Origin of the sequence: Cloacibacterium sp. (assembly GCF_047601505.1) — a bacterium.
Taxonomy (GTDB): domain Bacteria; phylum Bacteroidota; class Bacteroidia; order Flavobacteriales; family Weeksellaceae; genus Cloacibacterium.
This window is the reverse complement of record NZ_JASGJD010000001.1, coordinates 1,542,741-1,555,499: the sequence shown is the minus strand read 5'-3', so window position 1 is coordinate 1,555,499 and position 12,759 is coordinate 1,542,741. Positions and strand designations below refer to the sequence as shown.

The window sequence follows — 12,759 nt, the reverse complement described above, 5'->3', positions numbered from 1 at the left end:
TAACAAATAATAATTCGATGAAAAAAATTCTTTTCTTTGCCCTTGGATTATGTATTCTCTTATCCAAAGCACAAACTTTAGTTTCAGGCGATATGAACGACCTTACAAACGGAGATGTGGGATCTAATTTTGTATTCGGGACTCCAGGCCAGGACAATTTTTATCTAAGTGGTGGAACTGCATCAGACTATCAAATTGTAGAAATTGATGTAGCACACAAAAAATCACTTCAAATAAAATCTGGTTTAGATGGTCCTTCTACAAGTGTAAGACAAGTATCACAAGCCAACCTCTCTTGGAATACAAGAACTTATGGCAATAACATTATCCGAGGAAAAGTTGACATCTACACCGGTAGTCCATCTAGCATTTCTACAGAAGACCAATTCAGAAGTAATATTACTGGTTTTATGGCAGGAACTAGCACAACGGGTATTTTGGCAGGTATCTATTACAATTATAAAGATGGGAAAATCTATGGTCATGCAACTATGAAAAACGGAACCAATTATAGCCTTAATCATTTTGCATTAGGCAGTACTATTTACCCTCAAAACACTTGGTTTACCGTAAGCTACTATTATAATGCAGATACAGGACAAGTAAATTGGGTAACGCCTGAAGGTAATTTTTTCACCAATATCAGTACAACAGTTGTTCCCAGCTCTTATCCTACTCTATTCAATATGGTATATATGCCATCTGCAAACACTCAACTGACTACAGAATATATAAGTGCTTTTGATAATTATCTTGTAGAAGCTACAAATAGTACTGCATTATCTGTAGATAAGCCACTTAACGAAAAAGATATTACTTTAAAAATATTCCCAAATCCTGTATCTGATTTTGTTAATATAAAATCTAAAAGCAAAATTAATACAGTGCAAATTTTTGATATTAGCGGAAAATTAATTCTAAATTCTAATCTATCTAAAATAGATATACAAACTTTGAAAAAAGGAATTTACATAGTTAAAGTGAATACAGAAACAGGTATTTTCTCTGAAAAAATAATAAAAGAATAAATAAATGACTAGTCCTATAATATGTATCCATTTTTTAGGACTAGTCAAATCAATATTTTTTCCTAATTTTGAATTGCAATGGAAGGAAAAGACAAACTTCTACAATATCTACTCTCTAGAATAAGTATTTCTAATGAAGAAATACAAGAGTTTGTATCCTATTTTCAAGAAAAGAAACTCCGCAAAAAACAACTTATTGTTCAGCCAGGATTTATAGCACAGCACAGATATTACTTGCTGGATGGAGCTTTGCGTTCTTTTGTTGTTACCGATTCTGGGCAAGAAATTACTATTGCTTTGGCAGTAGAAGATTGGTGGATTACCGATTATAATAGTTTTATCTACCAACAGCCTGCTACACTTTTTGTAGAAGCTATTTCTAATGCTACTGTTTTACAATTGAGCTTTACTGATGAACAAAAACTAAAAGCATCTAATCCTCTTTTTGAAACCTTTTTTAGGATTATTGCCGAGCGTGGATTAGCTGCTCAGCAACGTCGTATTATCTCACAACATACCCAAAGCGCTCAGCAAAGATATGAGGCTTTTGAGAAAAATTACCCAAAATTTGTTCACGAAATTCCACAATACATCATCGCTTCATTTCTTGGAATGAGTACAGAATTTCTTTCTAAAATTCGTAATCAGAGGATTGGTAAAAAAAGTTAATCCAGTTCAATATATTTTTTTAATCTACTTCATTTTTAATTATATCTGAGTAAAATAATTTTGCTTCATTAAATTAAAATAATAAAAAATGAGTACATTATTTAGTCCACTTCAACTGAGAAGCTTATCCTTAAAAAACAGAATTTTTCTTTCTCCCATGCAGCAATACAGTGCTTTAGATGGTATTCCTGGCAAATGGCATTTGGTACATTTGGGCAGTAGAGCGGTAGGAGGAGCCGCCTTAATTTTAACCGAATGTACTGCAATTTCTCCCGAAGCAATGTGTACCCCGAATGATGTTGGTATTTGGACCGAAGACCAAATTAACGCTTGGAAAAATATCACTAATTTTGTTCACGAGCAAAATGCAAAAATTGGTGTTCAGCTATGGCACGCAGGAGGAAAAGCAAGCACAACACATCCCAATGATGGTTTCACTCCTTTGTCAATAGAAAATGGTGGTTGGATACCTAAAAGTTCTTCTGCAACACCCATCAACTACCATCAGCCTAAAGCAATGACTTTAGAAGATATAAAAAAAGTTATAGAAGATTTTGCTCAATCGGCAAAAAATGCCGTAGAAGCAGGTTTTGACACCATAGAATTGCACGCTGCACATGGCTATTTGTTACATCAATTTTATTCTGCTTTGATTAACAAACGTACCGATGAATATGGCGGTTCTTTTGAAAACAGAATTCGTTTGTTGATAGAAGTTGTAGATGCCATAAGAACTGTTATACCCTCTGAAATGCCATTGCTATTAAGGCTTTCGGCGATAGATTACAGTAATTCTCCCGATGCTTGGCTACTAGAAGACAGTATTCGTTTGGCTCCAATTTTGAAGGCTCATGGTGTAGATTTTGTCACGGCTTCTGGAGGTGGATTTGTGCATGTAAATCCTAACATTGTAAAACCAAGTTATCAATTGCCTTTGGCCACTGCCATTAAAGAAACTATCGAGATTCCGGTAGGAGCCGTTGGGATGATTATTGATGCCAAACAAGCAAATGAAATTATTGAAAACGGACAAGCAGATGCAGTTGTAATTGCAAGAGAATATCTTCGAAACCCCTATTTTGCCCTTCATGCTGCACTAGAATTAGAAGAAAATCCTAATATTCCGTGGCAATATAAAAGAGGTTTTAATTAAATTTTTTGAACTTATGGAACTATAGGTTAAAAAAAGGTTAATCAACTTAATGTGAAACGTTCTGGTTATTTGCAATTGAATTGCTTTAGGAATATATGCTCTTTTATTACGTTTTTTTATAATTTTTTAAATCTGTATAAATATTAAATAAATTTTTATAATTAGATGTTTCTCTTTGTAAATTAACCAAATCATATTTTTTACCTCTTACCAAGATTTTTTCATAATTTTTATAGGAATTAAAGTCACTAATCCCAACGGAGGCAGATTCCATACCATAGGAGTTTTGCCAGATACATCGGATGATTTAAGAACCAGAAAAGATATTTATACAGAAAAAATAACAGCGTTTTTCAAAAAAGGAGAATAAAACTTCCAATAAAACAATATTTTCGCAAAAAAAGTAGCTCTAATCTCGCTTTTCATTTTTTCAGAAATACTATATCATTTAGCTGTGACCATTCCGAAATAAACAAAAAGACAAGATAAAAATAATACAATCCTACAAACTTTAAACAACCGTAAAAAAATAAAAACCAAAGCAAAAACTTGATTGCTTTGGTTTGACTATTTATTTTTGTCCTATAATCTATATCTGTTTTTTAGGACTAGTCAAATCATAAAAAACATAAAATGTGAAACAAATATTTACTTTTTTATCAATTATTCAACAGTAAAGACTTCTGCTTGTAATGGCAAAATTTTCATTACCATTGTTTATTCTACTTTATTAAATTATTTTTCTAACGAAGCCATATCAATAACAAAACGATACTTTACATCTCCTTTTTCTAAACGTTCAAAAGCTTTGTTTATATCCTGAATGTTAATAATTTCACTTTCTGCTGTAATGTTATGTTCAAAACAAAAATCTAACATTTCCTGAGTTTCAGCAATACCTCCAATATTAGAACCAGCAAAACTTCTTCTTCCGCTCACCACATTGAAAGCTCCAATTTCTAATGGCTCTGGAGGAAGCCCCACCAAAACTACTGTTCCGTCGTGACGAAGCAGATTAAGATAAACATTTACATCGTGTTTTGCAGAAACTGTATCTACAATAAAATGTAATTTTCTGTTATATTTTGCCATTGCTTCTGCATCAGAAGACAAAACAGCTTCGTCTGCTCCTAATCTTTTTGCATCTTCAACTTTACTTGGAGAAGTTGTGAAAACTACCACCTCAGCGCCCATTGCTTTTGCAATTTTAATCGCCATATGTCCCAATCCGCCGATTCCTAAAACTCCTACTTTTTTGCCAGGACCAGCTCCCCAATGTTTCAAAGGAGAGTAAACCGTAATTCCAGCACAAAGCAAAGGTGCTGCTGCTGCTAAATTTTCAAAAGCTGGCATTTTTAGTACATATCTTTCATTACAAACATATGTTTTAGAAAATCCTCCGAAAGTATGTCCGCCAGATATTTTATCTGGACTATTGAAAGAAAAAGTTACTCCTTCATCACAAAATTGTTCAATTCCGTCTTCACAATATTCGCAGTGTCCACAGCTATCAACAATACAGCCAACTCCTGCCAAATCTCCAATTTTAAAATTTTTAACATGAGCTCCAACAGCTGTTACACGTCCTAAAATCTCGTGTCCCGGAACTATTGGAGGAGGAAAAGCTCCGAAATCACCTTTAATTTGGTGTAAATCACTATGGCAAATTCCGCAGTATAAAATTTCGAACTCCACATCATGAGGTTGAACAGTTCTTCTGGTAATTGTAATTTCATGTAATGGCTCTTCTACAGCCGTAGTTCCGTATGCTTTTACTTGTTGTGTTTCCATTTTTATTAAGTCTAATATTTATTTTAATTTTTTAAAAATATCCTGCATCGTTTCCGAATCAATTACAGTCATATCAATCAATTCCAAAGATTTCACCATCTTTAAAGTCGATGTTTTGTAATGTTGAAAATGTGGCGTCTGCAAATGGAATTGATATGCTTCTTTATCTGCATACATTTCTACAATTCTGATTTGATTCGGATTTTTCTGCTGAAACATTGGAAAAATGGCAATGACCCCTTTTTCTAATTTCACTGAAGCTGAAGCTTCCTCTTTCAGAATCGATTTGTATTCTTCCAAAAATTCGGGAACAATTTCTATTTCCGAAATACGAATCATCATATCGTTTTCAATAATCGGGACAAGGGGTTTTCCAATGATTTTCCGAACTGTATTGGCTTGAGTTTTACTGACAAATTCTTGTATCAAATCTGCTAATTGTTCTAATTGCTTATCCGTAATTCCTGTATTTTTTCCAATCCCGATATGTGATTGCAATTGAGATTCAACACCATTTAAAGAAGCTAAAGCTGAAATCGTAACCAATTCTCTTTGCTGATACGTCAGAACATCACTCACAAAAATATCGGCAAATAAATGTTCCTTCAAAAAAGTATCAATTCTAGGAGCAAATTCTCCAAAACCTTTTGCAGGCTTCGATTGAGATGTTTTTGATAATGTTTCTAAAGTTTTTCTGCCTTGCTCATATTTATCTTCAACATTATTTTCGACGATGATTTTTTTGCCTTCGATGTCATTAATTCCTTTTGCTTTTCTTTCATCAAGAACAGTTTTAAAAGTATTGATAGCATTCAAACTTCTCGGAAAACCGCAGTAAGCATACAATTGTACCAAAGCTTCTTTGATTTCATTTATGGCCAAACCAGAATCTAATGCTTTATTTAATTCCAATTTTAAATCTTCGATATTTCCGATTGCAGTCAATGAAGAAATTGAAACAAGACTCGATTGTTTTTTATCAAGATTTTGTTGATTTTGAGCATTCATAAGTAATGTGAATGTGGTAAATAGTAAAGTGAAAATTTTAAATCTCATTAAGGCTTAATTTGAAGATTAGCTTCTTTATAAACTTCATCTGAAACTGCTTCCAGCCAAGTATTTTGATTGGTTTGAGGATTACCATTCGTTGCTAAATGCGAAAACCAACTCGTAGCAGTTGCACCGTGCCAATGTTCAACATATGGAGCAATTTCTACGATATCACCAACTTTCAAATGACGGGCAGGCTTTCCTCTTTCCTGATACAAACCTTCGCCACCAACCACAATCAAAAGTTGTCCGCCAGTGTGACTGTGCCAATTGTTTCTGCAACTCGGTTCAAATGTGACATTTGAAAGTGGAACATTTAAATCTTTATTGCTCGTCAATGGAGCCAAATAGGATTTACCAGTAAAGTACTGAGCAAAACCAGTGTTTTCTTCACCTGTCGGAAAATCACTTATTTTAGGAATGTCTGTATTCATTTTATTTTGATTTTTTGCCTTTTGCGCCAAAGCAAATTGCCCAAACACAAATAGAATTATTGTTAAAAAATATTTCATTTTGATACTTTTTAATATTAAACAAAGTTCTGTCCATTCGGTCAGATTTTTATTATATTGATTACGGAATTGCTTACCATTTTTACTGATTGAATAAAAAACGGGAGCATTTCTACTCCCGATGATTTCAATTATTTAAAAAGTTGATGCATCAATCACGTATCTGTAACGCGCTTGTTTACTCAAGACTTTCGTCCAAGCATCGTTTATTTGTTCTGCTTTAATAACTTCAATTTTTGGTAAAACATTGTTGTCTGCACAATAATGAACAACCTCCTGAGTTTCGGGAATTCCGCCAATTAATGACGCATTGAAATTGACTCTCGTATTCGCTAAACCGATATTACTTAAAGTCAATTCAAAACCAATCGGCATTCCGACTTGTGTAAAATGTCCGTAAGGTTTCACGACAGAACTGTACGTTGCCAAATCAAACTGCGCTGGAATCGTGGAAATCATATAATCCAGTTTGCCTTTGTAAGGTTTCAATTTGTCTAAATTATCAACCACAATCACTTCTTTCGCTCCAAAAGCGAGAATATCATTCACTTTATCTTTCGAAGTTGTGAAAGCGTAAACTTCCGCACCTTTTGAAACCGCAATTTTCACTGCCAAATGTCCCAAACCGCCAATTCCCGCAACACCCACTTTGTCTCCGATTTTAAAATTCGCATTCATAATCGGCGAATAAGTCGTAATTCCTGCACACAACAACGGCGCTGCTTCCTGCAAAGAAATATGCTCGGGAATATGAACCGCAAAATGGTCTCTCACCACAATATTGTTGGAATATCCGCCTTGTGTAATTCCTGAAGGCGAGGTTTTATCGGGATTTCCGTAAGTGAAAAGCGTTTTCCCGTTGTCGCAGAAATGTTCTTCGCCGTGATTACAGCTTTCGCATTCCATACAACTGTCGACCATACAACCGACTCCTGCTCTGTCGCCCACTTTGAATTTGGTTACATTTTTTCCGATTGCAGAAACAATTCCGACAATTTCGTGCCCAGGAACTTGCGGATATTGTTGGTCGCCCCAATCGCCTTTCATCTGATGAATATCGGAATGGCAAATGCTCGCAAATTTGATATCAATTAAAATATCATTGTCGCCGACAGGTCTTCTTTCAAATTCCCACGCACTTAATTTCCCTGAATTATCTTTGGCTGCGTAGCCTTTAGATTTAATATTTTTACTCATACTATTTAAATTGTTATTCTGTCCTAAAATATTCAGCGGATTGACCAATACCAATCCTGCACTCGCCAAAGCGGTCTGCTGAATGAATTTTCTTCTGGTTGTGTTGTTATTTTCTTCCATTAATTAATATTATTTGATTGTTTTAATAATTTTCGCAGGAACTCCGCCTACAACTGCATTATCGGGAACGTCTTTTGAAACCACTGCTCCCGCTGCAACAACGGCATTTTTGCCAATTGTAACTCCAGCTAAAATGGTTGCGTTTGCTCCAATCCAGGCATTTCTTTTGATAAGAATTGGTTCGCAGATTAAGCCTTTTCTATGTTCGGGATTTAAAGGATGATTTTCTGTAACCAGACTGACTTTCGGACCGATAAAAACATCGTCTTCAATCGTGATTCCGCCCAAGTCTAGAAAAGTGCAGTCAAAATTGATAAAAACGTTTTTTCCTATTTTCAAATTCTTACCATAATTGATATAAATTGGAGTGAAAATTGCCACTGAATTATTTTCTTCGCCAGTGATCTGGTTTAAATAATTTTGAATCTCTTCTACATTTTTCGATTGATTTAATTGAAGAAGCAATTCTCTGGTTTGGTAAGACTTTTCCCGCAAAAGATGAATCTGAGAATCATCTGGTAAAACTATTTCGCCATTCTTTAATCTTATAAAAATATCATCTTGCATACTCTCGATTTCTGATTACAAAATTAATAGGAAAGCCTCGTAGAAGAGTTTCTGCGAGGCTCAAATTTGTTTGCTGAGAAGCTCAGTTTTTTAGAATGAAATTGGAACTAAGATTCTGTTTTCAATCATTAAAAAATATCCAACTCTGTTTTTAATCAGCCATTTTCCGTCTTCGAAAACATAAGTATCATCGTATCTTACGCTATAATCAGTCAGGGTTTCTTTTCCGTCAGATTCTCTAATCATTTTGATTTGTGAAAAAGAAATTCCGGTTGCATTATCTCCGTCAATTTCAACTGAATGTTGTCCGTTCAAGGTAAAATACTTTTTCACTAACGAGGCGTGACCATTAAATTCCTCTTCCAATTTGTTGGTTCCTGTCGTATTTGCAACTACAACTCCATTCATATAAACTGTGTAATTGTCATCTGATGTGAATAATTCCATCTGTTCTGCAATTTTTTTCTCATCACCCAATGTTGTGTAAGCGTCAATCAGATTTCTTAGTTCTTCCTTAATTTTCAAAGTTTCTAATGTCATAATTTTAAATTTTTAATTAATATTTTTTAATGATATTTAAATCATTATTACCCGACAAAACTATAGTATATTTGCTTACAAAATATTAGTTATTACCTTAAGGTTACTGACTAACTAAAATGATATTTATGAAGGAAAACAATGAAAATCAAACCAATAACAAAGAATTCACTAATGAATGCCATACAATTTTAACAGCGGTTTCAGACTTTATTTATGTAATTGGAGGTAAATGGAAATTGATGATTATTATTGCAATTGCAAGAGGAAACAATCGTTTTACCGAAATCCAAAGACAGGTAAAAGGTATCTCTGCAAGAGTTTTATCCAGCGAATTGAAAGATTTGGAACTGAACGGATTTCTCATCAAAAAAGTTGAAGTAGGTTATCCTGTGACTATCGAATATGAACTATTGCCTTACAGCGAGACTTTGCAGGAAGTTGTGGAAGCGATGACCAAATGGGGAATTCAGCATCGTGAAAAAATTAAAATTGAAATGAATTCTGATAAATCAAAACAATAAACTAAACTTCCGTCGGCGAAAAACCATATTGCTTTTTAAATGCAGTAGAAAAATGTGACGGGTTTTTGAAACCGACTTCAAAATAAACATCGTGCACTTTTTTGTTCTCTTCTTTTAGCTTAATATAAGCCATTTCGAGGCGTTTTTTAATCAGCCATTTTTGAGGTGTGAGATTGCTGATTTTCTTGAAATCTCTTTTAAATGTCGCCAAACTTCTTCCCGTAAACGACGCAATCTGTTCCATCGACAAATCGTCCATATAATTATCATTCAGAAATTCTAAAATATCCACTTTCCACGGATCTGCAAAATCGAAAAGAATTGGGTAAAAATCTTCTTTAGTATTCAACAAAGCATAAATTCCTTCCAATAATTTCAGTTCTGTAATACTTTCTGTAGGTTTTATATTGCTGTCGAAATAAGGTGTGAGCGAAAGAAACAGACTTGTAATTGCTGTATCTGGTTCAATTTTAAAGACATTTTCGTCTAATAATTTCACATCATGAGGAATTTCAGATTTATTCATTTTGCTATAAAAATCACGCAATATATTCCTTTTAAAAGTTAAAGAAATTCCTTTGTAGAGATTTTTGCCTTCGCCGTTTTTGTACATTTTCAAGCGGTGATCTCTACGAACAAATGCACATTCTCCAGCTTTCAAAACGATTGTTTTGTCGCGGTCTTCAATCACTTGTTCGCCTGAATAAAGATAGACCAAAACGTGCTCTGGTGTAGAATGGATGCATTTTGTACTTTCTTCAGTAAAGCAAGATAAAAATATCCCCGAATAACTAAGCGTGGTAAAATTTATATTTTCTTGAACATCCATTGATAATTATTTGTACAAAAATATGATTTTTACAAAATAAAAACTTTGCTGAGAAGCTCATTTTATCTTTCTGAAAAGTTCATTTCAAATTCTATATTAAAATAAAGACAAGATTAAAAAAATAACTTCCATAACAACAAAAAAAATCTATATGACTGAGTTCTTTTTTGATTACTTCCCTACTCTTAATTGAAGAAAGGCAGGATAACGCTCATACCAAAATTTCTGACTTCACAGACTCTTGAATTAATTTGTTTACCTTTATTACAACAGCTTCAATAGTAACACTCGGATTAACTCTGTGCTAAGTATAACAAATCGACATAGTTAATATCTAGTTTCTACCATCTAATTCCTTTCTCAAAATTGCATACAAATTAGGATTTCAATATCCACAGTATTTTACAAGTCTATTTAATCAAAAAGTTGAAATGAATACAAATGAATACCAAAATTCCAATCAAGACATATAAAACAATTCATATTAATGTATTGTTGGAAATGAAATTAAAAAATATTCCACTCCGGGTACTAAAAAAAGCTTAGACTAAAATATAGTCTCAACTTTTTATATTTTCTCTTAATAAATTTTACCATTAAATTATAAATATTACCAAGTTTTCAATCAAAAACAAAATTTATTAATTAATTAACAACGCATTCTTTAAATTACGACTACATCATCCAATTAAAAACCCTTACTAATTATTAATTATTCACTATTTAGAACAAATATTGATTTAAATCATAAAAAAAATATTAAAAAAAATACAAATAATTAAATTAATGTTTATAAATTTGTCCCATAGAAATTGAAACAATAGAAAAATAAATGATAAATAATTAAAAATATGGAAACATTAAACAAAAAAATGAAACAAATTCTAGCTCTAATCACTTTATTAACAGTTGGGTTAGTAAGTGCACAAACAATTACTGCAAAATCTTCAAAAACTACAGTTAACGGAACTTCTTCAGTACACGATTGGACAATGACAGCAAATGCAGCAACCTTCGTTGGAACTGTTAGCGGAAATGCAATTAGCAATGTAAAATTAGTGATCGCTGCTAAAAATTTAAAAAGTGAAAAAGGAAGCATGATGAATAATAAAGCTTACAAAGCTCTTAAAGCAGACGCTCAACCAAACATCACTTTTACTGCTGCTTCATTACCAGTAGGAAAAACCAATGTTAGCGGAAGACTTACCATTGCCGGCGTAACCAAGGCTATCTCTCTTCCTGTGAACGTTGTTAAAAACGGAAATTCTTACAACATTACTGGTTCAGAAACTGTAAAAATGTCTGATTACGGAATGGAAACTCCAGGTTTCTTAGGTGTACACACAGGTGACGCTGTAACCGTAACAGTAAATGTAGTAGCAAACTAAATGAATCTCTTATATAAAAATAACAAACAAAATAAAGAAAATTATGAAAACTTTATGGATTAAAGCAACAGTATTATCAACTGTATTTCTAGGGATATTTGCACAAGCACAGCAGTTCCCAATAGACAATTTAAATCCTCGCGACCAAAGAAGCGTTAACGCTTTTGAAAACCCGAAAGATACTGTAAGTACTTTTGACAAACTAAAAGTAAGAGTAGGTGGAGCTTTTGCATTACAATTCCAAGGAATTAAACATGAAAGCAACGCTAATCAAAACGTTGATGCAACAAGATTATATGCTATTGGAAACAACTTCAACTTAGCAACAGCAAATTTAGACCTTGATGTAGCTCTTTACGATGGTGTTAATTTACACTTAAGAACTTTCTTATCTTCTCGTCACCATAATGAAACTTACGTAAAAGGAGGTTATTTACAAATTAATAAGTTAGATTTCATTAAAAAAGATTTCTTAGGAGATTTCATGAAATATGCAACTATTAAATTTGGTCACGATGAAATTAACTACGGTGATGCACACTTCAGAAGAAGCGATAATGCTTTTGTAACAAATAACCCTTTTGTTGGAAATTATCTAATGGATGGATTTGCAACTATGGTTTTTGCAGAAGTTTATTATAGAAGAGATGGATTTATTGGTATGGCTGGGGTAACAAACGGAAGACTAAACCAAACTCCAAGCGGAGGAACAAGCCCTTCTGTATATGCTAAATTAGGCTACGACAAACAATTAAACGAAGACTTACGTGTACGTTTAACAGGATCTTTCTATAACACAGCTCAAACTCAAAGATTAGATTTCTATGACGGAGACAGAGCTGGCTCAAGATACTATTTCGTAATGGAACCTGCAAAATATTTAAGCAATGGAGTATATACAAATGTAACTGGGTCAACTAACTTCAGATCTGGACAAATAATTCCTGATTTCAAAAACCAATTAACTTCATTTATGATTAACCCATTTGTGAAATACAAAGGTTTAGAATTCTTTGGAACTTATGAAAACGCATCTGGTAGAAATTTCACTGAAACAGATAGAAGAACATACAATCAATATGTGGGTGAATTACTTTACAGATTTGGAAAAAATGAGAACCTTTACATTGGTGGTAGATACAATGAAGTAGATGGAAAATTAACAACTGGAGAAAAAATCAACGTTAAAAGATACAACATTGGTGGCGGTTGGTTCATGACTAAAAACATTCTTACAAAAGTAGAATATGTGAACCAAAAATATAGCGGATATCCTACAGGTAGCATCTTAGATGGTGGTAAATTTAACGGTTATGTTATAGAAGCTGCAATATCATTCTAATTTAAGAATTACATAATACAAAAAAGGGGCTTCATTGCCCCTTTTTTAA

General features: G+C 33.2%; 14 protein-coding genes. 6 read left to right on the top strand and 8 right to left on the bottom strand.

The features are described 5' to 3' along the window. Positions 1 to 17: 17 nt before the first annotated feature. The 3 genes from QM746_RS07385 to QM746_RS07375 all read left to right on the top strand — a co-directional run bounded on the left by QM746_RS07385 (position 18) and on the right by QM746_RS07375 (position 2,850). Complete coding sequence (locus tag QM746_RS07385; RefSeq protein WP_414983623.1) at positions 18 to 1,028, top strand: T9SS type A sorting domain-containing protein; 1,011 nt, start codon at positions 18 to 20, stop codon at positions 1,026 to 1,028. A gap of 78 nt (positions 1,029 to 1,106) precedes the next feature. Next, positions 1,107 to 1,697 carry a Crp/Fnr family transcriptional regulator gene (locus QM746_RS07380; RefSeq protein WP_414983622.1) on the top strand — a complete coding sequence of 197 codons (591 nt, stop codon included), beginning with the start codon at positions 1,107 to 1,109 and terminating at the stop codon, positions 1,695 to 1,697. Between the two features lie 88 nt (positions 1,698 to 1,785). Next, positions 1,786 to 2,850, top strand: coding sequence for an NADH:flavin oxidoreductase/NADH oxidase (locus tag QM746_RS07375; RefSeq protein ID WP_414983621.1), 1,065 nt, complete (start codon positions 1,786 to 1,788; stop codon positions 2,848 to 2,850). A 106-nt stretch (positions 2,851 to 2,956) separates the two neighbouring features. On the opposite strand, the gene QM746_RS07370 is transcribed toward QM746_RS07375, so the two are convergent. The 7 genes from QM746_RS07370 to QM746_RS07340 form a co-directional block, all read right to left on the bottom strand. After that, positions 2,957 to 3,124 carry a hypothetical protein gene (locus tag QM746_RS07370; RefSeq protein WP_414983620.1) on the bottom strand — a complete coding sequence of 56 codons (168 nt, stop codon included), beginning with the start codon at positions 3,122 to 3,124 and terminating at the stop codon, positions 2,957 to 2,959. 461 nt (positions 3,125 to 3,585) lie between these two features. Beyond that, a complete protein-coding gene (locus QM746_RS07365; protein WP_414983619.1) occupies positions 3,586 to 4,641 on the bottom strand; it encodes an NAD(P)-dependent alcohol dehydrogenase in 1,056 nt (351 codons plus the stop codon). A gap of 18 nt (positions 4,642 to 4,659) precedes the next feature. Then, entirely contained in the window at positions 4,660 to 5,697 is a 1,038-nt protein-coding gene (locus tag QM746_RS07360) for a carboxymuconolactone decarboxylase family protein (protein ID WP_414983618.1), read from the bottom strand. Next, on the bottom strand, positions 5,697 to 6,203 hold the full coding sequence (locus QM746_RS07355) for a cupin domain-containing protein (RefSeq protein WP_414983617.1): 507 nt from the start codon (positions 6,201 to 6,203) through the stop codon (positions 5,697 to 5,699). Before QM746_RS07355 ends, QM746_RS07360 begins: the two co-directional genes overlap by 1 nt. Before the next feature lie 135 nt (positions 6,204 to 6,338). Continuing rightward, a complete protein-coding gene (locus tag QM746_RS07350; protein ID WP_414983616.1) occupies positions 6,339 to 7,520 on the bottom strand; it encodes an NAD(P)-dependent alcohol dehydrogenase in 1,182 nt (393 codons plus the stop codon). A 9-nt stretch (positions 7,521 to 7,529) separates the two neighbouring features. Next, complete coding sequence (locus QM746_RS07345) at positions 7,530 to 8,087, bottom strand: DapH/DapD/GlmU-related protein (RefSeq protein WP_414983615.1); 558 nt, start codon at positions 8,085 to 8,087, stop codon at positions 7,530 to 7,532. Positions 8,088 to 8,177: 90 nt separating this feature from the next. Continuing rightward, positions 8,178 to 8,627 carry a nuclear transport factor 2 family protein gene (locus QM746_RS07340; protein WP_414983614.1) on the bottom strand — a complete coding sequence of 150 codons (450 nt, stop codon included), beginning with the start codon at positions 8,625 to 8,627 and terminating at the stop codon, positions 8,178 to 8,180. A gap of 128 nt (positions 8,628 to 8,755) precedes the next feature. Between QM746_RS07340 and QM746_RS07335 the strand changes: the two genes are divergently transcribed. Beyond that, the gene (locus QM746_RS07335; protein WP_414983613.1) at positions 8,756 to 9,151 is read left to right on the top strand and encodes a winged helix-turn-helix transcriptional regulator; all 396 of its coding nucleotides are present in this window, start codon (positions 8,756 to 8,758) and stop codon (positions 9,149 to 9,151) included. 1 nt (position 9,152) lies between these two features. Here QM746_RS07335 and QM746_RS07330 read toward each other — a convergent pair whose 3' ends face one another. Then, on the bottom strand, positions 9,153 to 9,980 hold the full coding sequence (locus QM746_RS07330) for a helix-turn-helix domain-containing protein (protein WP_414983612.1): 828 nt from the start codon (positions 9,978 to 9,980) through the stop codon (positions 9,153 to 9,155). Between the two features lie 872 nt (positions 9,981 to 10,852). Between QM746_RS07330 and QM746_RS07325 the strand changes: the two genes are divergently transcribed. Together QM746_RS07325 and QM746_RS07320 are read left to right on the top strand one after the other, a co-directional pair. Further along, complete coding sequence (locus QM746_RS07325) at positions 10,853 to 11,368, top strand: YceI family protein (RefSeq protein ID WP_414983611.1); 516 nt, start codon at positions 10,853 to 10,855, stop codon at positions 11,366 to 11,368. Between the two features lie 43 nt (positions 11,369 to 11,411). Beyond that, entirely contained in the window at positions 11,412 to 12,710 is a 1,299-nt protein-coding gene (locus QM746_RS07320; protein WP_414983610.1) for a hypothetical protein, read from the top strand. Positions 12,711 to 12,759: the final 49 nt, after the last annotated feature.